Source organism: Arthrobacter sp. APC 3897 (genome assembly GCF_030407495.1).
Taxonomy (GTDB): Bacteria; Actinomycetota; Actinomycetes; order Actinomycetales; family Micrococcaceae; genus Arthrobacter_B.
This window is the reverse complement of record NZ_JASDDG010000008.1, coordinates 38306-61082: the sequence shown is the minus strand read 5'-3', so window position 1 is coordinate 61082 and position 22777 is coordinate 38306. Positions and strand designations below refer to the sequence as shown.

Sequence of the window (22777 nt, the reverse complement as noted above, 5' to 3'; positions counted from 1 at the left end):
GCCGGCAATACGCCGCCGTTGAACGGGTAACGTAACGGTACTAGTCTGTTACGAGCCCGTGAACGGGCATGTTGTATTGTCAAGAGTTTGTCAAGGGTGTCCGGCGGAAAGCCGGTATCGGAACGCGGGGTGTCATGACTGGCCGGATCTTTCACGTGACCCGACGGGTCGGTGCTGTCGTGGGAGCGCTGCTGGTCTACGTTCTGATCTGGCTGGGGCTTGCACTCCTGATCGCCGCCGCCGGCATCCGTTTCTACTGGGGCGAGATTTCGGTGGGCCAGATGCTCCTGAACCTCATGTCCGTGGAGACGGACGGCGGAGGCGGAGCCATCGTCTGGGCCGGCATCCTGGGGATCGGCGTCGTTCCCCTGCTCATCACGGTTGCCATCGCTTTCTGGCGGCACACCCGGCGGCGCAAACGCCACCGTGCCGGAGGCAGCATGCTCCCCCGCCGCAAGCAGTGGATCCTGCGCAGCATCTCCACGGTTCTGGTGTCCGCTGTGGTTGTGGGCGGCACCACCGCCTTCAGCACCACTGTGGGCGTGGCGGATTACATCAAGGCAACCAAGTCCCCGTACGACGTCGGTGATTACTATGTGGAGCCCACCGTCACCGGCAACACGGACAAGCGCAACCTGGTGCTGATCTACCTGGAGTCCGGCGAGGCCACCCTGGCTGATGACCAGCTCTTCGAAAAGGACGCGTTTGTACCGCTGAAGGAAGTTACCGCGGCCGAAGAGGGCTGGCAGAGCGTGGACAACCTGCAGCAGTACAAAGGCGGGGGCTGGACCATGGCCGGCCTCACGTCCACGCAGTGCGGGGTCCCCCTGAAGGGGGCAGGCTTCGGGTCGGACAGCGGATCCTCAGCTGCCGTCGATGAAGAGGGCGACACCTATCTGGGTGGAATCACCTGCCTGGGTGATGTCCTGGAAGAACAGGGCTACACCAGCGTCTTCCTGGGCGGTGCGAGTTCCTCCTTCGCCGCAAAGGACACGTTCCTTTCCACCCACGGTTACTCGGAGATTAAAGGGCTTGCGGACTGGCGTGCCGCCGGCGAACCGGAAGAGAGCTTCCGCAGCGACTGGGGCCTGAGTGACGAGCGGCTCATGGAGAACGCCAAAGCCACAGTTGACGAACTGCACGCCGAATCCGAAAGGACCGGCAAGCCGTTCAACCTGTCGATGCTGACGCTGGACACCCACGAGCCGGTGCACATCTACGACTACTGCAACGTGGACACCCGGAACGAGGTCACGTCCGCGTTCCACTGCTCCATGACGCAGGTTGCGGGATTCCTGGGCCACATGAAGGACAAGGGGTACCTCGAGGACACCGCCGTCGTCATCATGGGCGACCACCTCAAGCACATGAGCGCCGGCGACGCCTTCCACGAGCAGCTTGATTTCCACGAGAACCGCACCATCTTCAACCGAATCTGGATTCCGGGGCAGGACCAGACCGTCCGGCAGCGGCCCGGTGTGGACCAGCTGAGCATGTACCCCACCGTGCTGGAAGCCGCGGGCCTGACGCTGCAGGACCATGCCGCAGGGCTGGGCGTGTCAGCCTTCTCCCCGGGCATTCCGGAGAGCTCAGCCCAGGCGAAGGAAGCCGAGGACTACGCAGAGCTGCTGGATTCACATTCTCCGCTGTTCTATGCGCACGCATGGGCAGGCAAGCCCGGGTCCCGATAACGCTAACAGCCTTGGCGGCAGCGGGACCGCCGCCGGCCGGGTCCGGATCCAAAGCCGGCGGGGGTGGTACTTGGCGCTCCCCGGGTGGAGGATGGGGCGTGTCAGACCGAACCGGTGACCCTGTGCCGTTTCGGGACCTCATAGGAAAGGCGAGACCCATGGCTGATCTGGGCGGAATGGCAGACAAGGCGAAGGACGCGGCGGAAGATCACCCGGAGAAGGTCGATCAGGCCAAAGACAAGGTCAAGGACGCCGTTGACGGCAATAAGGATGACCAAAAGTAAAGACCATGCACAAGCGGGCCGTCCCCTCGGGGATGGCCCGCTTTTTTGTACCCGCAGCCGGTTCGCGTTGAAGGCGGCTCATGACTGCGGCAGGAAGGGCAAAACCGCGGCGGCGCGGGTCAGAAGAACCGCGGCAGGCGTCACCCACGCTGCAGATGTGACCGCCGGCCAGGTCAGAGACTGTGGAGGGTGAACAGTACGACCGACAAGACAACCGCCGCACCGGAAATCCACAGGGCCGCCTTCTGCAGCGTACGGTTCCCGGTATTTTGCCTCCACCGCAGGATCGCCCAAATGAGCATAGCCACCGCGAGCGGCGGAAACACGAAGTACAAAAGGCCCGCGATGGAACCCGCCAGCAGCCAGATGTCGGCCCATGAGCGCCGAGCTGCAGACGCGGCAGCGGCGGGCGCGGGCGCAGGAGTGGCTGCGGCGGCAATCTGTTCAACCGGCCCAAACTCGGCGATGACGCGTTTTGCCCCCTGTTCCGACGCTCCGTACCGGGTGAGCATCTCCGCCGCGTCCTCGCGCATCGCCTGGATTGTCTCGGCGCGTTCGCGCTCATTGGCCCCTGCCAGCGCGCGGTCGAGGTCAGCGAAGTACGCCTCCAAGAGGGCCGGCATCGGTTCAGTGGTGTTCATGGGGTCTCCTTGATCATGGTGGTGACATCCTCGGCAAACAGGGTCCAGGTCCGGGTGAAGACCTGCAGGGCATTCTCGCCCTCATCCGTGAGGTGGTAGTAACGGCGGGGCGGCCCGACGGGCGACGGCTCCAGCGACGTAGTGACCCACCCCTGCTGCCGCAGACGTGAAAGCAGCGGATAAAGAGTGCCCCCGCTGGCGAACAGGACTTTGCCTTCGCCAAGCCGGTCGGCAATCTCCAGCCCGTACGCGGGTCCGGTGCGCAGACAGGCAAGGACGCAATAGTCCACCGTGCCTTTGCGAAGCTGAGTCAGAACGGACTCGGGAGTGGGTGTCATGCACTGCACGCTACCGCTAGCTTGCACTACAAGCAACCCCTCCCCGGGGCCGGACCAAAATCCTTCGGTCCGCAGCTTAGCCGCTATACGGGGCTTCGACGTCGATCACCCAGGTCACCCCGAACCGGTCCGTGAGCATTCCGAACCCCGGGCTCCACGCGGATGCGGCGAGCGGCTCGATGATATGTGCACCGACGGCAAGCCCGGCCCACAGCGGGATGATTTCCTGCAGGCTCTGCCCGCGCAGGGGCTGGAAGAAGGTCCGGTCAGTGAAGGTCATGCCGTTCTCCCTGCGCGTGGTTCCGGCGGTTCCGGAAACGCCGGCAGGGTTCTGTGCGGGAATGTCATAGGCCATCAGCCGAAGCCCGTCGGTGGTGTCGAGCCGGCCGAACACGAGCTTGTCCGCGCCGGGCGCTTCCTGCGGCATGCCGAAGTCCCCGTATGTGGCCCTCGTGACGCTGCCGCCGAAAACCGACTGGTAGAACTCCAGCGCAGAGGCTGCGGTGCCGGGGAAATTCAGGTGGGTGGTAGTGGTGATGCTCATGGGCTCTGTCCTTTGTCTCAGCGATGGCTTCTGCGGCGGCGCTGTTTGCGGGCCTGAAACCAGACTGAACCCGGTAGAGGACAGGATGTGTCCGCTTCTTCGCGCATACTCGAACCATGCCCGGAACCTCATCGCGAATGCTCGCCCTGCTGTCCCTGCTGCAGTCCCGCCGGGATTGGCCGGGACAGGTGCTGGCCCGGCGGCTGGAGGTGACCCCGCGGACGGTCCGCCGGGACGTGGACCGGCTGCGCGAGCTCGGCTACTCCATTACCGCCGTCAAGGGGCCCGACGGCGGCTACCGGCTGGCTGCCGGATCGGAACTTCCGCCGCTGCTTTTCGACCACGAGCAGGCGGTGGCCATCGCCGTCGCCCTGCAGAGCGCGCCCTCCACCGGAGTGGACCTGGACGAGGCAGCAGCGCGGGCGCTGACCACGGTCCGCCAGGTGATGCCGTCCCGGCTGCGGCACCGCATTGACGGCATCCGGTTCACGGACGCCGGCGTGTCCGCACGGGTGGATCCGAAGGTCCTGGAAACGGTCAGCACCGCTGCCCGGAACCGGCAGCTTCTCCGTTTCGACTACAGCGGGAACGAATCCCGGCCGCCGCGGCGCGCAGAGCCGCACGCCGTCGTCGCCCGCCGCGGCCGCTGGTACCTGATCGGGTGGGACCTGGACCGGACGGATTGGCGCATTTACCGCCTGGACCGGATGGCGCCCAAGTTCCCGGGCGGGACAGTGTTTGCGCCGCGGCCGATTCCGACCGGCGACGCGGGCACCTTTCTTGCGGCGCGGCTGAAGGGGTCCGACGACGGCGGGGGCTGGCCCTGCTACGGAGAATTCCTCATCGAACTGCCGGCAACGGACATTGCACCGTGGCTGGGCGACGGCGAACTGGAGCAGGTATCCGGCAGCACCTGCCGGGTGCGCGTCGGATCATGGTCGGAGGCCGGGTTATTGTCCTGGGCCCTGCGGTTTGACGCTCCGTTCGCTGTCTTGGGACCGGAGGCCCTCGTCACTTCGCTTTCCGGCTTTGCGGCCAGGATAACCGCGGCCGGTACTAGCGCGGAGCGCCCCGAGCCGGGATGACGGCGGCGGCAGATCCGCACTCCACCTCGGGAAGTTCCTCGAAGGCCGGCTTCGCAAACCAGTACCCTTGGAACAGCCGGATCCCGGCGGCCTTAAGTACCAGGAATTCCGCTTCGGTTTCAATGCCTTCGGCCAGCAACGTAATGCCGAGTTCAGCGGCCATTCCCACAATTCCGGCCAGGACGGCCCGCCGGGCAGGACTTTCATCAATGTTCCGGATGAGCCGCATGTCGATTTTGATCAGGTCCGGCTGGAAATCAACCAGCAGGCCAAGCCCGGCATGCCCGGCGCCAAAGTCATCCAGGGCGGTGGTGAATCCGTGCCTGCGGTATTCCGTGATGATGTTTGTGAGGTGTCCGGTGTCTGAAACTTCTTCGTTTTCCGTGAACTCGAACATGATCGAGGACAGCGGAAAACCGCAGAAGGCGGCTGTCTGCAGCGTTGCCCGGAGGCAGGCTGCCGGTTCATAGACAGCATTCGGCATGAAGTTGATGGAGAGCATGAGGTCCTCACCCGGTGGAAACAGGCGGGATGCCAGCTCAATCGCTTTGACCCGGCAGTCCTGGTCAAAGCGGTACCTCTGGTCCGGCGCCACCTTTGACAGCACCTCCGGGGCACCCTCTCCGGACGTTCCCCGCACCAAGGCCTCGTAACCCCACACCCGGCCGGCAACGGCGTCGTAAATCGGTTGGAAAGCCATGCTGAAATCAACGCCCGGCTTTGTCGCTGTCCTGCAGCCGTTGCACGCCATGTAGTGTCCCCCCGTCGAGTAGTTCCACAGTACGGGAGGCGGCAACGCAGGGTGCCTCCCTGTCATCGGACTCCCTGCCACCGGCGTCCCTGCCAAGGGCCGCCCGGCGCCTGCCCGGTGGGGGGTCCTTTACGTTCATCCACCGGAAACAGGATCGAAACTCCGGCTGGCTAGCTTGTTCACACCAGCTACAGGAGGACACGATGAACAGAATGCTGATGGGGCGCGAGGCCGCCGAGGTGCTGACCAAGGGACTGGGCCGCAGGAAGTTCCTGTCAGCCGCGGCGGGGATCGGGGCACTGGCGGTAGCCACCGGCTGCAGCGCCAATGCCGCCCAGACTCCTCCAACGGTTCCGTCCGGTTCATCGGCCGCCGGCACTGCCGGCACCGCGGGCGCCTCGAAGGCGGTGCCCGGGAGCATTCTGCAGCCGAACACCGGCGACATCCCCGGCGACCACTACCTCGCCTCCACCCCCGATGACGTGCTCTGGGGCTACGTGCCCACGGTGCATGCCACGCCGGTGGCGCAGATCAAGTCCGGGCAGACCATCACCATCGACGCCCTCTCCCATGAGGGAATCCTGGAGGACCAGGGACGGGATCCGCTGACCTTTTTCGGCAGCCACGGCGTGGAGAAGAACGGGGTGCTGCAGGACGCCGTCGACATTGCCGCCGGCTACAACCGCACACCGCGGAACTTCGACGCCGACGGACCGCATGTGGTGACCGGTCCCGTTGCGGTGGAGGGGGCCGAGCCCGGCGATGTGCTCAAAATCGAAACCCTCGCTGCCGTGCCCCGGGTGCCGTACGGCGTCGTGTCCAGCCGGCACGGCAAGGGATCGCTGGCACTGCAGAAGGGCCCGGCCGCGCCGGACGGCATCACGCTGGAGGAAGTCATGCCGCCGGCCGCCACGGACAACCGTGCGTCAGGCATCCCGTCTGACTATCACAACGTTTCCGTGTTCACCGCGATCGAAGATGGCAAGGGCGTGATGACCAGCGGCGACATGTCGGTGCGCTTTCCGCTGCGCCCGTTCATGGGCATGATGGGTGTGGCCTTCGCTGAAAGCAGCGGCCTGACTGATCCGGACGCCAACTCCGTGCCGCCCACCCTCGGCGGCGGCAACATCGACATCCGGCATCTGGGTCCCGGCTCCACCTTTTATCTGCCGGTGAAGGCCGACGGCGCCCTCTTCTATGTAGGCGATCCGCACATGGGCATGGGTGACGGCGAGGTGGCACTGACCGCAATGGAGGGCTCCCTGCGCGGCACTTTCCGGCTGACCGTCTGCAAGCCCGGCGCCGGCGATGCTCCGAAGCTTGCGCACCGGTATCCGTTCGGGGAAACACCGGAGGCCTGGATTCCCATCGGGCTTTCGGATCCCGACGGGCTGGCGGGCGGCGGGGTGAGCGGAGACCTGAACGTGGCCATGCGGCGGGCCGTGGTCAACGCGCTGGACTTCCTCGAGCAGGAGAAGGGCATGGACCGTGCCGTGGCCTACGCGTACCTCTCAGCTGCCGCGGACTTCGCCGTCTCCCAGGTGGTGGACCGGACCGTGGGCGTGCACGGGCTGATCCGCAAGGCCGACTTCAGCTGACGGCGGCTTTACTGTTCGGCCACCACCAGCGCCTCCGGCCTTACTCCACGCCGAAGTCGAAGCCGCCGCGCTGATGGTGGCCGAACCGTTCCCTGAGAAAGTTGCCCGTATTCGTCAGCTCGGCTGAAGTGTGGCTGTGGCGGCTGGAATGCAGCGCCTCTGCCTGTCCCGAGAGGAGCTGCAGCTGCTCAACCAGTTCCTCATTGGGGGTTCTGCCGTTCGACTGCCGGTCGCCCACCATACTGGGCGGAATGGCCAGGTAGCTGCGGAGAACGGCCGGCAGGTACTCCCGCACCAGCGCTGTCAGCTCATATTCAAACCGGGCATCACCCGAGGGCTGCCGCGTTTCCGCGTCGATAACTGCGTCCAGCGTCTGACAGGTTTCCAGGACGGTCACGTACGCATCAGCAGGAAGCTGGTTCTTGTTTTGTCTGGCCAGCGCGGCTACCCATGCCAAAGCGGATGAGAGGTCACCGGCTCCCGGAGCGGCCGGCGCGGCTGCAGCCGGGTATGACTGGTTGAGCGGTTGCCCGGTCCCATTCGGTTGCCCGGGCCCATTCTGCTGCGCGGGCCAATTCGGCTGCCCGGGCCCATTCTGCTGAACCGTTAGGCCTCGCTGCCGGCCCCGGTCCCGGCGGTGCAGCCACAGGTCACGCAGCATGTAGCCCCGCACTGCTGATACGGCCATGGCTCCGAGCCCGATGAAGCCCCCCGCTGTGGACAACCCGCTGTCGTCGGGAATGGAAAAGGCGGCAATGAAGAGCGCAACATATACGGCCCCCTCCAGGATGATTTTCGGATTCTTCCTGCGTATTCCAATCAGAAGCACCAGAAGAACCACGAAATAGAAAAACAGGACAACCAGGGTGACTTTGACGACGTTGCCCAGCGTGAGACGCGACATCCCTATCCCTTCAGTCTCTTGGAGGCGGCAGCATCAGAGGCATGGCTGCGTTCCAGCTGCAGCTGGGCACGGCTGACCTGCCCCTGAAGCACCTGCACTGTCTGCTTCATGGAATGGGCCGCTTCTGCCCTGTACCGGTCCACCTCATCCATGGCTTGGAATACATTGTCGAAAGCCTGCTGCAGCTTGGCGGGGTCAAGGGTCGCCTTGGACGCATTCTGATGAATGGCGGTGCCCTGGGAACGAAGGAGCTCTGATGTGGAGACAATCATGTCTGCCGTGGTGGAGTTGAGGGCATCAATCTGGGCCAGCACAATCTTTTGCTGCGCCAGTGCCTGGGCAACAATCACAGCAACCCGCAAAGCCGCCAGGGTAGTCCCGAGCGCCCGGTCCACGCCCTTGATCAGCTCCGAATTGTTCTTCCGGACCACGTCGAGAGCCAGATAACCCTGGATGGATACTGCCATCTGAGTCAAGAGATCCTGATGGCGCTGCCGCACGTAGAAGAGAGCATCAGCTTCCAGCGTGCCGGCATCATCCGTTTTGCCCTGGTTTCGAAGGTCCGCGATGCGCTGCTCTAGACCATCTCCCAGATGGTTCGCGAGCACGGCATAATTCGCGAGCTGGCCCATTGCTTCCCAGAGAGCGTCACGCTCTGTCTGGATGGCCGCGTTGTCCTGCCGCAGGTCATCCTGACCGCCCTTGAGTGCTTTGGTGATGGCATTGAGCTGCGCCTGGGCGGACTCATACTTCAGGAAGTACCGCTGGATGGCGCTGCCCCCGGGGAGGAACCTCAGGATGCGCTTCGTTCCGGTCAGATCATGCCGCTTCGGGTCCAGCTCCGTGACGATCTGCCGCAGTTCCACGATGTTTTTTCCCGTCCGCGAGGCGGGGTCATCGCCGGTGGCGGCGAGCGCCGCTGCCGGCCTTTTCAGCATGCGGTTGGACACAGTGCCGGCCTGCTGCATGGTGCCTTCACCCAGACGGGTCAGCTGCGCCAGCTTCATCTGGAATTCAGGACTCTGCAGCGGGGTAGCCAGCAGGTCATCCAGGAAACTCCTGGCGGTTGCGGCGTGCTTTTCCTGGGCCTCGGCATCAACGAGAATCATGCCGCCAACCTTCTCCGGACGGTGAACCGTCACCTCAATCACGGGCTTTGGCGGCTCCAATACCAGAGGGCTGTCCGCCTCTGTGTGCTGGCCATTGCTGAGGTCGAGCGGATTAGACATGTTGCTCCTTGGGTTACGGAAGAATTGCAGTCTAGCGGTGCTGCCTTTATGCGGTGCTGCCTTTATTTTGCGTTGGCAGGGTTTTTTGCTGCTCCCGACGTCCGGGATGATCAGGGAATCCGGCATTCCCCGCCATGCGCATTGCAGCGATTGAACCGAATTGTTCCGGAAATCCCGGGAATTTCAAGAGTAAGTACCGGCCCACCGGGTGCTTCACAACCCGGGCTCCAGCCGGCTACCGGCGCCGGATCTCAAACCACTTTCCCTTGGTTGCCGGCGGGTACTTTTCGGTATTGGATTTGTTGAACCGGCGCACGAGAACCACCACCACCCCGAGGAAGATGACTGTCGCGGCGGATATGACAAGAAGTGCTGCTTCGGGTGACATAACGTCCTTCCGTCTATGCGCAGGTCAGTAGTCGAACAACCTATCAAACCGTTGACCCCTGACCTCCGGGCCGATACCGTCACTGTACTGGCCTGACCAGTTAGCTTGGAACCGCTTGGATTGTCCGCAAAGTCCCCCACGCACGGGAGCCATCGTGAGATTTGCGCCGCCCTACCCCGACGGACTTCCTCTGGGAGCCGGAGTCCATGAGTGGGCCGCGTGCCCGGACACTTCGGTGATCTCCTTCCCCTACGACGGCGCTGAGGTGGCTTCGGCGCCGGTGGCCTCGGTGGAACATGCAGAGCGGGCTCTGGATGAAGCAGCCGCAGCCTTCGCGGTGACAGCCGGGCTCAGCACCGGAACGCGGCGGACGCTCCTGATGGATATCCATGCCGCGCTCTCCCGGGAAGCAACGGCGATGGCCGACCTGCTGGTTCTGGAGACCGGCAAGCCGCTGGTGGACTGCCGCACGGAAGTCCAGCGCACCCTTGCCACGTGGTCTGCCGCTGCGGAGGAGACGGCACGCATCCACGGAGAAACCGTTCCGCTGGATCTGCAGCCCCAGGGCGAGGGGATGCTCGGGTACTTCACCCGGCGGCCGGCCGGCGTCGTCGTCGGCATTGCCGGCTTCAACTACCCGCTGCTGCTGGCCAGCCACAAGCTGGCCCCGGCGATCGCCGCCGGCTGCCCCGTCATCATCAAGCCGTCCCCCGACACCCCGCTCACCACGCTCTGGGCCGTCCATCTCATCCGGACAGTCCTCCACCGGCACGGCGTGACGCCGGCCGCGGTCCAGCTGGTCACCGGAGGGCCCGACGTCGGTGCGGCGCTGGTGGAGGATCCAAGGGTCGCCGTCGTCTCCTTTACCGGTTCCGCAGCCGTTGGCCACCGGATCGCGAAGGCAGCAGCGCCGCGGAAGACGGTCCTGGAACTGGGGTCCAACACCGGGCTGATCGTTGCCGAAGACGCCGTCCTGGAGGATGCGGTGGACGCCGTCATCCGCGGCGGTTTCTACGCCAACGGGCAGGCCTGCATTTCGGTCCAGCGCGTGGTCCTGGCCGGGTCCATTGCTGACGAATTTGAACGGCGGCTCCTCGAACGGTTGCCCGAAGTGGTGGTGGGTGATCCCCGCGACGAAGCCACCCGCCTGGCGCCGCTCATCAACACCGCTGCCGCTGAGCGGGTGCTGGACTGGATCAGGGAGGCGGTGTCCGCGGGGGCCCGGCTGGTTGCCGGCGGCGGCGCCGAAGGCCGGAGCATCTCCCCCACTGTCCTGGCTGACGTGCCGCGTGACTGCAGTGTGTGGAGCGAGGAAATCTTCGGGCCGGTGGTGTGCCTGGAACGCGTTTCCGGGATGGCCGGCGCGATCGCGGCGGTGAATGATTCCCGGTACGGCCTGCAGGCCGCGGTGTACACCGCATCGCTTCGGCACGCGTTCCAGGCTATTGAGCAGCTCAACGTCGGCGGTGTGGTGGTCAATGAAATCCCCGGGTTCCGCTCGGACATCATGCCGTACGGCGGGGTCAAGGACTCGGGGATCGGCCGGGAGGGGCCGCGGTTCGCCATTGAGGAGTTTACCGTTACCCGCATGGCCATGATCCGCCCCTGACCCTGTCCGCACATTCTCCTTCCCTCCAGCGATAGGACCCTGATGGCGAACTACTCGGAACTGTTCGATTTGGCCGGCCGGCGCGTGCTGGTGGTGGGAGCCGGCAGCGGAATTGGCCGGGAGTCAGCCCTGGCCCTGGCGGCCCACGGCGCCACGGTGGTGTGTGCGGACCGGGACGGGGTTTCGGCGGCGGAGACGGCGGACCTGATCGGCGCCGCCGGGGAACCGGCGGTGCTTGATGTGCTGGACCCCAACGCTGTGCAGGCGGCCGCGGAACGGTACGCAGACTGCGCCGCCCTGGTGTTTACGGCAGCCACGAATGTCCGCAAACGGATGGCCGATTACACGCTGGAGGAATTCGACCGGGTGATGAACCTTAACCTGCGTGCTTCCTTCACACTGCTGCAGGCCTTCGCCCCGCGGATGGCGGCGAACGGGGGCGGGAGCATCATCGGATTTTCCTCGATCCGTGCCTCGGTGGTGGAGCCCGGGCAGAGCGTCTATGCAGCCAGCAAGGCCGGGCTGGTCCAGCTGGCCCGCACCGCCGCGGCTGAATTTGGCCCCGCGGGTGTCCGCGTCAACGTCATCGCTCCGGGTGTGGTGGAGACGCCGCTGACCGCACAGATCAAGGACAATCCGGAGTGGTACGGAGCCTACGCGGCGAAAAGCGCCCTGGGCCGCTGGTCCCGGCCGGAAGAACTGGCCGGCGCCGTGGTGTATCTGGCGTCGGACGCCTCCACCTTTGTCACGGGGTCGGTGCTGACGGTCGACGGCGGCTGGACCGCCGTCGACGGCCGGTTCGATCCGCCGGCCTGAGTTCGGTTTCGAATTAGGCCGGCTCAGACCGATTCGCGAATCAGGCCGGCGCCGGAACAGGGCCCGGCCCGTTTCAGGCCAGCGCCGTCCAGTCCGGCGCTGCAGACTCCGGCCGCGCCGCTTCATACCAGGCCGCCACGCGCAGCAGCTTCGCATCGCTGCCCACCGCTCCGGCCAGCTGCAGGCCAACGGGCCTGCCGTCAGAGGTGAATCCGCAGTTCACGGTGGCAGCCGGGTGCCCGGACATGTTGTACGGCACGGTGAACCCGATGTGGGCCATGGTCCGCTCCGGGTCGGGCACGGGCATGGGCTGTTCGGCCGGGAACGCGGCCATGGGGGCCACCGGCGAGAGGACGACGTCGTACGGCGCGACGGCGAGCGCCGTCGCCTGCTGCATCCGCGCGATGCTGTGGAAATTGCGGATGGTCTGGCTGCCCGAAACGTCCGCGCCGCGGGAGCACCAGCGGACAATGTAGTCCAGCACCATTTCCCGGTGCCCGGGTGCCAGTTCCTCCAGATCCGCGTAGGAGCGGGTGCGCCAGAAGTCGTCCAGACCGCGCAGCATGTCCTCGTCGATGAACGGTGCCAGCGGTTCCACCACGGCTCCGGCCTGTTCAAACAGGGCGGCTGCCGCCTGCACGGCTGCCAGCACTTCAGGATCGGGCGCCTGTCCGCAGCCGGCGTCCAGCTGGAGCGCAACGCGCAGCGGCGCCGGATCCGCCGGCTCGGCGCTCCACCGCTGGGGCGGGAACGGCCTGGTGCTGTAATCCCGGGGGTCCGGCCGCGCCACCAGTTCCATCAGGACGGCGGCGTCCGCCACCGTGCGGGCCAGGGGGCCGGCTGCCCGGCCGGTGTAGGGCGCATCGAGCGGGATCAGTCCGGCGCTGGGCTTCAGCGTGGCCAGTCCCTGCCAGGTTCCGGGCAGGCGAATGGATCCGCCAATGTCGGTGCCCACGTGCAGCGGGCCGTATCCGGCGGCCGCCGCGCTGCCGGCACCTGCACTGGACCCGCCCGTGGTCCAGGCCGGGTTCCAGGCGCTGCGGGACACCCCGTGCAGGCTGGAGACGCCGGAGGAGAGCATGCCCCAGTCCGGCATGGTGGTGGAACCAAGGATCACCACTCCCGCTTCCAGGAGCCTGTCCGTGACGGGTGCATTCGCAGCCGGCACCGGCGGATTGGGCAGGGCGGTGCCGGACGGCTTGGGGATCCCGGCCCGGGAAATGTTTTCCTTGAGGGTGCAGGGCACGCCGTCGTACGCGCTGCGGGGAGCACCCGTCCGCCACCGTTCGGCGCTGTCCCGTGCCTGGCGCAGGACATCCTGCGGATCACAGCGGTAAAACGCGTTCAGCTCCGGCTCCCGCTCCAGGATCCGCTCCAGGACCGCTTCTGCCACCTCAACGGGAGTCAGGGTGCCGGCGGCATAGGCGCTGCTGAGCTTGGCGGCGGAGAGATCATGGAGTCCCCGGCCCCGCGGGGTGCTCTCCTGCTGCGGTGATTCATTGGCCGTCTCGGTCATTGTCCCTCTCCCTGACTGGTGACTTCTTCCCTGCTGTCCATCGCCCGCCCGGCCATTTCGGACCGCAGCGACATCGACGATGCAACCAGCGTCCGGGTATATCCGTGCTGCGGGTCCTCGTATATCTGTTCCGTGGGGCCGCTCTCCACAATGAGCCCCTGGTTCATGACCACCACGTTGTCGCAAAGATGCCGGACCACGCCCAGGTCATGGGACACGAAAACCAGGGTCAGGTTGTAACGGTCCACCAGGTCCGAGAGCAGGTTCAGGACCTGGGCCCGCACTGAAACGTCCAGGGCGCTCACCGGCTCGTCCGCCACCAGGATGCGCGGCTCACCGATCAGCGCCCTGGCGATGGAAATCCGCTGCCGCTGCCCGCCGGAGAACTGGTGCGGAAAGCGGTCCAGCGCCTCGGGCGGCAGATCAACGGCCCGGAGCATTTCGGCCGCCCGTTCGGCGTGCCGGGCGGTGCGTGCGCTTTCGCCCGGCAGCAGCAGCGGTTCGGTGATGATGTCCCGCACCCGCATCCGCGGATCCAGCGATCCCATGGGGTCCTGAAACACAATCTGCAGTTCGCGGCGCAGCTGGCGCAGTTCGTTTTCCCGCGCCCCGGCCACCTCGTTTCCGGCCACTTTGACGCTGCCGGAGGTCGGCTGGTCCAGCCCGGCCAGGATCCGCAGCAGCGTGGACTTGCCGGACCCGGACTCCCCCACCACCCCGAACCGCTGCCCGGCGGCCACCTCAAACGAGATGCCCCGCAGCGCCTGCACCTCGGCAGGCGCACCAAACAGTGAGGTGCGGCCGCGCCGGTAGGTGCGCACCAGGTCCCGCACACTAATCAGCGGCTCGACGGCGCCGGCGCCCCTCCCACGGTCAGGCTGTTCTGCGGGGGTGGCCGGGGCTGGATGATCTGTGCGGGCAGAAGCGTCAGGCAACGTTGGCCGCGCAGCCCGCGTCGCCGTCGTCGTCCCCGTCGTCGTCCCCCGGCGCGGCGGGGATACGATCTTCGGCGGCACATAAGCCGCAGCCGAGGCCACTGTGAACAGCCGGCCGCCGCTGTCCGTTGCCTCCAGGTCAGAGGCCGCCAGCAGACCCCGGGTGTAGGCGTGGGCGGGACGGGTGAGCACCTGTTCGGTGGTTCCCTCCTCCACCACCCGGCCGTTGTTCATCACCAGGACGCGGTCACAGATACTGGCCACAACAGAGAGGTCGTGGGTGATGAAGAGCAGGCCCGTGCTGCGCCGGCTCACGGATTCCAGGATGAGGTCCAGCACCTGGCGCTGGACCGTCACGTCCAGGGCCGCGGTGGGCTCATCACACAGCAGGAGCGCCGGATCATTGGCCAGTGCCATGGCCAGCATGGCGCGCTGCCGCTGCCCGCCGGAGAGCTGATGCGGAAAGGCCCGGGCGGCTTCCGCGGGATCGGGCAGCCGCACGGAGGCCAGCATCTCCACGGCTTTCGCCGCAGCCGCGCGCCGGTTGGGCACCGTGCGGTGTTTGAGCATCACCTCGGCCACCTGCGGCCCCACCCGCATGAGCGGGTTCAGGGCGCTGAGGGGTTCCTGGAACACCATGGCCATCCGGTTGCCGCGGATCCGCTGCATACGGCTGTCCCGGGCACCCACCAGATCGTGGTCGGTTCCGGCCAGGCGGATGGACCCGGCGGCGGAAACTCCTTCCGGCAGCAGCCCCATCAGGGCGGTGGCCGTCATGGACTTGCCGGATCCGGATTCACCGATCAATCCCACCCGTTCGCCGGTGCCCAGTTCCAGGTTGAAGCCGTCCACCAGCGTGCGCTCTCCGGCGGACACCCGGAGGTCCTTCACCTCCAGCAGATGCTCACTCATCGTCCCGCCTCCCCGTTGAGCTTGGGGTCAAACCGGTCCCGCAGCCCGTCGCCCAGCAGGTTGAAGCCCAGGACTGCCAGCGCAATGGCGGCTCCGGGCCAGACGGCGAGCGCCGGGAAGGTGCCCAGGAACTGCTGGGATTCCTGCAGCATCCGGCCCCAGGAGGGAACGGGCGGCGGTGTGCCCAGTCCCAGGAAGGACAGTGCGGCTTCCGCCAGGACGGCCAGCGCAAAGGTGACCGAGCACTGCACCACCAGCACCCCCGCAATGTTCGGCAGCACGTGCCGGCGGGCAATGCGCAGGGCGCTTTGGCTGGAAGCACGCGCCGACAGGACGTACTCGGTGCTCATCACCTGCAGGGTGCCGCTGCGCGCCACCCGGGCGAAGCCCGGGATCGAGCCGATGCCAATGGCGACCATCGCCGTCGTCGTTCCCGCGCCGAACACGGCACCGAACATGATGGCCACCAGCAGCGCGGGGAACGCCATCAGGATGTCTGCGGCGCGCATGCTGATCTCCTCGGCCGCGCCGCCGCGCATACCGGCCAGAATGCCCAGCGGGGTTCCGATGAGAAGCGCGATGCCCACGGAGATCAGGCCCACCAGCAGGGTGATCCTGGCGCCGTAGAGGATGCCCGAAAAAACGTCCCTGCCGTAGCGGTCCGTTCCCATCAGGTGCTCCGCGCTGGAGCCGAGCAGCCGGTCCCCGGGCGAGGCCCGGACCGGATCGTAGGGTGTCCAGAAAAAGGAGAGCAGGGCCGCTGCGACGACGACGGCCACCAGCGCCGCGCCGATCAGCAGAGTGGGTGAAGGCTTGCCGCGGCCGGGACGCCCGGCGGGGACCGGAGCGGCTCCGGTGAAGGCAGCCGGGGTGGGATCGCTCATCAGGCCTTCTTCCGGATTCGGGGATCCAGCACGGTGTACAGGACGTCCACCAGCAGGTTGATGGTGAGGGTGATGGCCACCAGCACCATCACCACGGACTGCACGGTCAGCAGGTCCCGGTTGCCCACCGCATCCAGGAGCAGGGAGCCCAGCCCGGGGATGACGAAGACGCGTTCAATGACCACGGCTCCGATGATCAGCGCTGCCAGCTGCACCCCGGTGACCGTGAGCACGGGGATGGCGGCGTTGCGCAGGCCGTGCTTCACCAGTGCTTCGGTCCGTCCCAGTCCTTTGGCGCGGGCGGTGCGCAGGTAATCCTCGCTCATGATCTCCAGGACAGCGGAGCGCGCGTACCGGGTGAGGATGGCGCCCTGGACGGAGGCCAGTGCCAGCACGGGCAGGAAGACCCGGCGGAGGAAGTCGCCGAAGTCCTCCCCCGGCGGTGTCCAGCCGTTGGCCGGGAACCAGCCCAGCCCGACGGCGAACACCACCACCAGCAGGATGGCCGCCAGGAATCCCGGTACCGCCACGCCCGCCTGGCTCAGCCCGCTGAGCAGGATTCCGCTGATCCTGCGGTGGTTCACCGCCATCAGGGTTCCCAGCGGCACGGCGATCAGCAGGGCGGCGGCCATGGCCAGGCCCACCAGGATCAGGCTGACCTGCACCCGGTCCAGGATCAGCGGCGTGATGTCCCGGCGGGTGACGTAGCTGGTGCCGAAGTCCCCGCGGAACAGACCAAGCGTCCAGTCGAAGTACTGCACCGGCAGGGGCCGGTCAGTGCCGAATTCCGCCCGGGTTTCGGCCAGCAGCTCCGGAGTGGCGTTGACGCCCAGCGCAATCTGCGCCGGGTCTCCGGGGACGGCACGCATGAAGATGAAGACCGCCACCGTGGCCACCATGAAGGTGACGGCAAACCGTGCCGCGTTGATCAGCAGTCGAATGCCCATGCGTGCCTCTTTTCAGTCCGTGCCGCCGGCTCCGCGGGGTGCTCTGCCGCCGGTTTCAGTTCCAGCCGATTCCGGTGAGGTCCAGGGCCTCGGTGACGGAGTTGGCGGGCACATCGGTGACTTCGGCGTCGGCCACCACAATGTTCGGAAAGAGGAACAGGACTCCGGCGGCCGCGTCCTCAGTCACCGTGCGGACCACGTCCTTCATGCCGTCCACATAGCCGGCCTCGTCCGCGGCGTCCGCGGCGGCTGCCGTTTCGGCGATCTTGGAGTTGTCATATCCCAGGTAATAATCCGGGTTGTTGAACATGGTCAGGAAATCCCGGCTTTCAACGGCAAGGACCACGGACATGTCGTAGTCATGCTGCGTGAAGACCTTGTCCAGCCAGACGGCGGGGAATTCGGCGGATTCGATGGTGGCGTTGATGCCCACTTCCGCCAGCTGGGAGACCACAATCTCGGAAACGGCAGTGGCGTACGGGCGGGTGGGAACGCTGAAGGTGATGTTCAGGTCCTCGGCTCCGGCGTCGGCCAGCAGCTCACGGGCCTTGTCCGGATCATAGGCGTTGACGTCCGTCAGGTCCTCGTAATACGGGTCGGTGGGCGGTACGGCTGCTCCCACCACGGTGCCGTAGCCGCTCCATGCGGTGTCCAGCACCGCCTGCCGGTCGATGGCGTGCATGACCGCCTGGCGCACGCGGACATCGTCGAAGGGTGCCCGCCTGTTGTTCATGGACAGGACAATTTCGCCGTTGGAGGTGCCGTCCAGGACCTGGTAGGCGTCGTCGCCTTCAAAGGTGGAGAGCAGCTCGGGTGCCTGCATGTTGTAGACCACGTCCACATCTCCCGAGCGCAGCGCATTGGTGGTGGCCGTGGCGTCCGCGAAGTAGCGCAGCGTTGCGGTCTCCACCTGTGGTGCTTCGCCCCAGTAGTCGTCGCGTGCCTTCATCTCGATGGACTGCCCGCGGTTCCAGGCCTCAATGGTGAAGGGCCCGGTGCCGACGGCGGTGTTGGCCAGGTCATCCACGCCGCTTTCGTCGAACATGGCGCCCACCGGGGTGCCGAGGTCAAACAGCCAGGCGTTGCTGGGTTTGCTCAGCACAATCTCCACTTCGGTGTCACCCAGGACGTTGACCGCCTCCACAATGGCCATCTTGTTCTTCAGGCTGGACACCCAGGCCCCGGAGGTGACCCGGTCCAGGCTGAACTTCACGTCGTCGGCGGTAAACGGCTCACCATTGGAGAAGGTGACGTCCGGCTGAAGCGTGAAGGTGTAGGTGCGGCGGTCCTCGCTGATGTTCCAGGACTCGGCGAGCAGCGGCTGGATGGCGCCGTCCTGGTCAATTTCCACCAGGCCCTCATAGACGTTGGTCATCAGCGCCTGGGGAATGGCGGCGCCGGCGGTGGTGGTGAAGTCGAGGTTGGTGGGCTCGCCGGTGAGGGCCACCGTGATGCCGGAGCGCTCGGCGGACTCGGCCGGCTCCTCCCCGGACGAACCGGCTGAACAGGAAGACAGGCACAGTGCAGACGCGGCCAGCAGGGCAGCGGCAGTGCGGGAAGATGCACGATTCATTGGGGATCTCCGTCCTCCGGCATGACCAACGATTTTGAACCAGACAACCCCATGATGTGCCAGCCTGTCTACCTATTTATCTGGTCTTACCAGTGAAAGTTTTGGGCGCAGGTATTCCGCCGGCACGCAGCGGGCCTGTAGATTCAGAAAAACTTCGACTGTGAAGGGCCGTATGAGCAAAGTCCGTTTCTCCCCGGCAGTCCCTGTTCTGACCTATGAACGCGTGGTGGAGCAGATCGAAGCGGTCATTGTTTCCGGTGAAGTGCCGCCCGGGCAGCACCTGCCCAGTGAGCGCGAGCTGATGGTGCAGTTCTCGGTCAGCCGTCCCACGGTGCGTGAAGCGCTGCGGGTGCTGCAGAGCCGGGGACTCATCGCGTCCCGGCCCGGCGGACGCTCCGGACCGGAGGTGCTGCCCCTCACCGGACAGGCGCTGCAGCAGTCCTTCACCACGCTGGCAAGAATTGCCTCCCTGTCCCTCTCGGACCTGGTCCAGTTCCGGATCATCCTGGAAAGCTCCGCCTGCCGGCTCGCGGCAGCCCTGCACACCACCGCGCAGCTCGAGGCTATGCGCGGCGCCGTGGAGCGCATGGAATCCGCGGCCGGCCGCATGGACCTGTTCAATGCAGCGGATCTGGAGTTTCACGCCGTCGTCTGGGAGGCCAGCCGCAACCAGCTGCTGCAGGCCAGCGGCCAGGCCGTCTCCGGTGCGCTTCTTGACCTCATGAATGATCGGATCTCTTCGGCCCCCGACCCGGAGGCGGCCATGCGCGACGCCGCAGCCAGCGACCGCCGGCTCTTCGCCGCCATCGCCGACGGGAACAGCGCCGCGGCCGGGGACCAGGCGGGCCGCTCGATCACGGCCACCTACGGCGGCTATCTGGACGCCGATGGGCGCAACGGGCTGGCGGCGCTCTGATGGCGCACCACGACGTACCTGACGTCTACAACCGCCTGTGGACTCCCCGGCATGATCCGGTCCTGACGATCAGCAGCGGTGACACCATCAGCTTTGAGGTCAGGGACGCCGCGGACGGCCAGCTGGATAACTACCGCAACGGCGATCCCATCCCCGACCGTGATCCCGCCCGAAGCTATCCCCTGCGCGGTCCGATCATGGTGAACGGCGCCCAACCCGGTGATGTGCTGGAGATCGAGCCGCTGGAGTTCACCCCTCTGGGGTGGGGATTCACGGCCAGCCGTCCCGGTGCCGGCCTCCTGCCGGATGATTTCACGGAGGCGTTCATTTACAAATGGGACCTGTCCACCGGTCCCGCCACCGCGTTCCTTGATGTCGCGAATGTGCCCCTGCGGCCCTTCCTGGGGGTGATGGCGTGCACGCCTGCAACGGAGGACCCCCTGCCCGTGATGCCTCCGGGAAACTTTGGCGGCAACATGGACATCCGCGACCTGGTGGTGGGAACCAAGATCTTCCTGCCGGTCAGCCTTCCCGGTGCGCGTCTCATGTTCGGCGATCCCCATGCCGCCCAGGGGGACGGGGAAGTGTGCGTCACCGCCATCGAAGCACCCCTGAGCGGAACGCTGAAGGTGACGCTGCACCGGGGACGGTCCATCCCGTCACCGCAGTTCCAGACGTCCGGACCGCTCCGGCCCGGCATCGAGGACCAGGGGTACTACGCCACCACCGGGGTGGGGCCGGATCTTTTGGGTGCGGCCCGGGACGCACTCCGGCACATGATCGACCATCTGTGCTTCACCTACGGCGTTGAACCCCACGAGGCGTATCTGCTGTCCTCGGTTGTTGTGGACCTGAAGATCAGCGAGGTTGTTGACGCACCCAACTGGATTGTCAGTGCCTACCTGCCGCTCTCCGTGATGAACCGGTAGTTCGATTCCCCTGTGGGCGGGGTGAGTTGGGCCAGTCCGCGGGTGGGACCTTTTCGCTTTGCCCGCAGTTTTGAATCTTGTTAGCGTTGCCGCCTACAACCCGAGATGACATCTACGGGCTTGGGCAAAAGGCGAAGAACTGCAATCACAGCGAAGGAGGCGTCACCCATGAGTCGTCAGAAATTTCTGGGACTTTCCACTGGGACCACCATCCTGGTGGCTGCACTTTTCTCGATCGGCTCCGTCTTTGTTGGCGCGAACGGATTAATTCCGCTGTCAGTTTTTACAGCGTTTGCCTCAGTGTGTGCCGGCACGTTCGGTGTTGCTGATCTTGCAAGAACGGAAAACTCTTCAAAGTATCTTGTCGTCATTGGCACGCTGGCTCTCACGTTGTCGCTGCTCATTCCGGTCTTCACCTGGACCGCAAATGCCGCCGTTCCCCTGGCTGCCGTTTCGGTGCTGGCCCTGATACCAGTCGCGTGTTGGGCGGTAACCTGGCTAATCGCCCAACGGCGGATGGGCCCGAGTGCTGCCGGCGCCTAAATGACGTTCGATAAGTAAACAGGACACGCCGGGGAGGGCAATTCCGGAACCCGCTCAACTCTTGACACTGTGCCTGCTTCAGGCTGGACTGCTACACCATTCGCAGCGATTACGAAGTCTTCGAAATGGATAGTGTTCCCCTGCAGTCCGGCATGACCCTGCGGAATGCACGCCGCTAATATCGCTTTCATTGACAAGGCAGTGAGGGAACTTCTAGCGGAAGACACGTAGTTGAAAGGCCGTGTTGCTCATGTTGATTAGCGCTTACCTGGGTGAGTCTTGACTGGTTACACGACACGAGCCGCCTAGAAGGAGAAGATGAGTGCGATCTGCATTACCCGGGAATTCGTCCCCGACCACCACTGTGGCACTAACGAAGGTTGCTCTTCGGCTCTTTCGGCTCGCCGACCTTGCCGATGCGGTTGGTGACCTGACGGGATTGGGGTACGCGAGTGTCGAATCATTGGTGCGAACGGCACAAAATGAGCTAGCTAACAGACCCTCAGCAGAGTTCACCGCCGTGTCTACCGCGGACCGTCAGTGGATCGAAGATGTGCTGGTTCGCACGTATATCAGACTGGCCGCCGAGCCCTCGCATCGGGTCATGGGTGAAAGCCTAATTGGCGCAGAAGCAGTCGTACGGCTAGCCGAGCAGGCGATGACTGCCGGTGACCGTCGCGACGTTGATGCCGCATCCGAGGACACCCGTGCGTACCTTGATGCAGTATCCGAGTCCATCGCATACCTCATCTCGAAGTGGTACTCGACTAACGCGGAGCCGAACCGCACCGCAATGTCTCAGGCGACCGGCGAGACTCTGCAGACCGTTCGAACGATCCCGAACCTGATTGAGGCGCTTAAGGCACACCTCGATTCCGCCCTTGCTCCGGCCCTTGTCCGGCTCGAGCAGTCCATGTCAGAGGCCCCCGGTGCGCCGCCCGAGCCAGAGCCCGAGCGGATTGTGTTCCAGCTTGACTCCAGCTACTCGCCCCTCGCGAATGACGCCGAACTAAATGAGCTCGTGAGTGCAGCAGCCGTAGCTGTACTCGAGGACAGACCCGCACACATTGGCGTTTCCCTGCCGTCCCTCGACGAGGACGTGAAGCGGGTCGGCGACACTGTGCTTGCGGCTCAGTTGAAGCGCGAACGCCAGATCAAGGCACAGCGACTTCAGCTCGCACTTTCGGCGTTCTTCTCCCCTCAAGTTGAAACCGCGTGGGCTTCTACCTACCTGCGGGTAGTGTCTGCCCGAGTCAGGGTGGTTCGGGCGATCCTGGCGGAGCGGGAAACGACACACGCGAAGCTGGACGTCTGGCGAACGATGCCTCCTCGTATCTCGGCGCCCATCTGGCTGACCCCCGACGAGGTGCATGCAGTTGTCGAGAGTGTGAAACTCAATCGCTGGGACCAGCTCAGAGGTGGTGCCGGGTGGCGGGCTGCTGACGAACTGCCGCGTTCGGTCATCCTCGAGAAGGTGATGCCCAGCATTCTCGTCGAGCTCGTCCGGGGACAGATAACGAATGATGAGCACTGGCCAGCAGATTTTCTATTCCTGCCCTCCTGGCACATTGGCCAAGGGTAGCTGTTACTCGTCCTAACCAGAGTTCACGAGCGTTGACCTTTGCCAGGTCGATGAGTTCGCGGCCGTTGCCGGCAATCACCGTGGGCAGCGCGCAGACCGCAAAGCCGGTGGCCTGTTTCCGCTCACCGCACTCACCGCCCGACACCGGCACGAGGCCGCTAC

The 22777-nt window shown here is 65.4% G+C and carries 22 protein-coding genes; 10 read left to right on the top strand and 12 right to left on the bottom strand.

The features are described 5' to 3' along the window. The first annotated feature begins 155 nt into the window (after positions 1–155). Both QMA10_RS05780 and QMA10_RS05775 read left to right on the top strand, forming a co-directional pair. Complete coding sequence (locus QMA10_RS05780) at positions 156–1691, top strand: LTA synthase family protein (RefSeq protein WP_290166878.1); 1536 nt, start codon at positions 156–158, stop codon at positions 1689–1691. A 158-nt stretch (positions 1692–1849) separates the two neighbouring features. Continuing rightward, a complete protein-coding gene (locus tag QMA10_RS05775) occupies positions 1850–1975 on the top strand; it encodes a hypothetical protein (protein WP_290166877.1) in 126 nt (41 codons plus the stop codon). A 173-nt stretch (positions 1976–2148) separates the two neighbouring features. On the opposite strand, the gene QMA10_RS05770 is transcribed toward QMA10_RS05775, so the two are convergent. The 3 genes from QMA10_RS05770 to QMA10_RS05760 form a co-directional block, all read right to left on the bottom strand. Further along, positions 2149–2616: a hypothetical protein gene (locus QMA10_RS05770; RefSeq protein WP_290166876.1), complete on the bottom strand. Its 468-nt coding sequence runs from the start codon at positions 2614–2616 to the stop codon at positions 2149–2151. Continuing rightward, positions 2613–2954: a PadR family transcriptional regulator gene (locus tag QMA10_RS05765; protein ID WP_290166875.1), complete on the bottom strand. Its 342-nt coding sequence runs from the start codon at positions 2952–2954 to the stop codon at positions 2613–2615. The genes QMA10_RS05770 and QMA10_RS05765 overlap by 4 nt, the downstream gene beginning before the upstream one ends. 76 nt (positions 2955–3030) lie before the next feature. Further along, complete coding sequence (locus QMA10_RS05760) at positions 3031–3498, bottom strand: VOC family protein (protein ID WP_290166874.1); 468 nt, start codon at positions 3496–3498, stop codon at positions 3031–3033. A gap of 116 nt (positions 3499–3614) precedes the next feature. Here QMA10_RS05760 and QMA10_RS05755 point away from each other — a divergent pair, with 116 nt between their 5' ends. Beyond that, positions 3615–4583, top strand: coding sequence for a WYL domain-containing protein (locus QMA10_RS05755; RefSeq protein WP_290166873.1), 969 nt, complete (start codon positions 3615–3617; stop codon positions 4581–4583). On the opposite strand, the gene QMA10_RS05750 is transcribed toward QMA10_RS05755, so the two are convergent. Then, positions 4555–5283, bottom strand: a complete 729-nt coding sequence (locus QMA10_RS05750) for an EAL domain-containing protein (protein WP_290166872.1) — start codon at positions 5281–5283, stop codon at positions 4555–4557. The two genes, QMA10_RS05755 and QMA10_RS05750, sit on opposite strands and share 29 nt — an antisense overlap. Before the next feature lie 254 nt (positions 5284–5537). Here QMA10_RS05750 and QMA10_RS05745 point away from each other — a divergent pair, with 254 nt between their 5' ends. Beyond that, positions 5538–6932: an acetamidase/formamidase family protein gene (locus QMA10_RS05745; RefSeq protein WP_290166871.1), complete on the top strand. Its 1395-nt coding sequence runs from the start codon at positions 5538–5540 to the stop codon at positions 6930–6932. 40 nt (positions 6933–6972) lie between these two features. On the opposite strand, the gene QMA10_RS05740 is transcribed toward QMA10_RS05745, so the two are convergent. The 3 genes from QMA10_RS05740 to QMA10_RS05730 all read right to left on the bottom strand — a co-directional run bounded on the left by QMA10_RS05740 (position 6973) and on the right by QMA10_RS05730 (position 9453). Further along, positions 6973–7836 carry a hypothetical protein gene (locus tag QMA10_RS05740; RefSeq protein WP_290166870.1) on the bottom strand — a complete coding sequence of 288 codons (864 nt, stop codon included), beginning with the start codon at positions 7834–7836 and terminating at the stop codon, positions 6973–6975. Positions 7837–7838: 2 nt separating this feature from the next. Beyond that, positions 7839–9065 carry a toxic anion resistance protein gene (locus QMA10_RS05735; RefSeq protein WP_290166869.1) on the bottom strand — a complete coding sequence of 409 codons (1227 nt, stop codon included), beginning with the start codon at positions 9063–9065 and terminating at the stop codon, positions 7839–7841. A 235-nt stretch (positions 9066–9300) separates the two neighbouring features. Beyond that, positions 9301–9453 carry a hypothetical protein gene (locus QMA10_RS05730; RefSeq protein WP_290166868.1) on the bottom strand — a complete coding sequence of 51 codons (153 nt, stop codon included), beginning with the start codon at positions 9451–9453 and terminating at the stop codon, positions 9301–9303. A gap of 151 nt (positions 9454–9604) precedes the next feature. On the opposite strand from QMA10_RS05730, the gene QMA10_RS05725 reads away from it, so the two are divergent. After that, entirely contained in the window at positions 9605–11062 is a 1458-nt protein-coding gene (locus QMA10_RS05725) for an aldehyde dehydrogenase family protein (RefSeq protein WP_290166921.1), read from the top strand. 42 nt (positions 11063–11104) lie between these two features. Beyond that, on the top strand, positions 11105–11878 hold the full coding sequence (locus QMA10_RS05720) for an SDR family oxidoreductase (RefSeq protein WP_290166867.1): 774 nt from the start codon (positions 11105–11107) through the stop codon (positions 11876–11878). Positions 11879–11951: 73 nt separating this feature from the next. On the opposite strand, the gene QMA10_RS05715 is transcribed toward QMA10_RS05720, so the two are convergent. Genes QMA10_RS05715 through QMA10_RS05695 form a run of 5 tightly spaced genes read right to left on the bottom strand, consistent with a single transcriptional unit; the run spans position 11952 to position 18645 of the window. After that, positions 11952–13394 (bottom strand): amidase, encoded by a 1443-nt coding sequence (locus QMA10_RS05715; protein WP_290166866.1) that lies wholly within the window; start codon positions 13392–13394, stop codon positions 11952–11954. Continuing rightward, complete coding sequence (locus QMA10_RS05710; protein ID WP_290166865.1) at positions 13391–15241, bottom strand: ABC transporter ATP-binding protein; 1851 nt, start codon at positions 15239–15241, stop codon at positions 13391–13393. The genes QMA10_RS05715 and QMA10_RS05710 overlap by 4 nt, the downstream gene beginning before the upstream one ends. Continuing rightward, the gene (locus tag QMA10_RS05705) at positions 15238–16125 is read right to left on the bottom strand and encodes an ABC transporter permease (RefSeq protein ID WP_290166864.1); all 888 of its coding nucleotides are present in this window, start codon (positions 16123–16125) and stop codon (positions 15238–15240) included. The genes QMA10_RS05710 and QMA10_RS05705 overlap by 4 nt, the downstream gene beginning before the upstream one ends. Next, a complete protein-coding gene (locus QMA10_RS05700) occupies positions 16125–17072 on the bottom strand; it encodes an ABC transporter permease (RefSeq protein ID WP_290166863.1) in 948 nt (315 codons plus the stop codon). Before QMA10_RS05700 ends, QMA10_RS05705 begins: the two co-directional genes overlap by 1 nt. A gap of 55 nt (positions 17073–17127) precedes the next feature. After that, positions 17128–18645, bottom strand: coding sequence for an ABC transporter substrate-binding protein (locus QMA10_RS05695; RefSeq protein ID WP_290166862.1), 1518 nt, complete (start codon positions 18643–18645; stop codon positions 17128–17130). Between the two features lie 172 nt (positions 18646–18817). Between QMA10_RS05695 and QMA10_RS05690 the strand changes: the two genes are divergently transcribed. The 4 genes from QMA10_RS05690 (at position 18818) to QMA10_RS05675 (ending at position 22615) form a co-directional block, all read left to right on the top strand. After that, positions 18818–19561, top strand: a complete 744-nt coding sequence (locus QMA10_RS05690; RefSeq protein WP_290166861.1) for a FadR/GntR family transcriptional regulator — start codon at positions 18818–18820, stop codon at positions 19559–19561. Continuing rightward, the gene (locus tag QMA10_RS05685; protein ID WP_290166860.1) at positions 19561–20490 is read left to right on the top strand and encodes an acetamidase/formamidase family protein; all 930 of its coding nucleotides are present in this window, start codon (positions 19561–19563) and stop codon (positions 20488–20490) included. The genes QMA10_RS05690 and QMA10_RS05685 overlap by 1 nt, the downstream gene beginning before the upstream one ends. 168 nt (positions 20491–20658) lie before the next feature. Next, on the top strand, positions 20659–21033 hold the full coding sequence (locus QMA10_RS05680) for a hypothetical protein (RefSeq protein WP_290166859.1): 375 nt from the start codon (positions 20659–20661) through the stop codon (positions 21031–21033). A 520-nt stretch (positions 21034–21553) separates the two neighbouring features. Next, entirely contained in the window at positions 21554–22615 is a 1062-nt protein-coding gene (locus tag QMA10_RS05675; RefSeq protein ID WP_290166858.1) for a hypothetical protein, read from the top strand. Positions 22616–22777 lie beyond the last annotated feature (162 nt).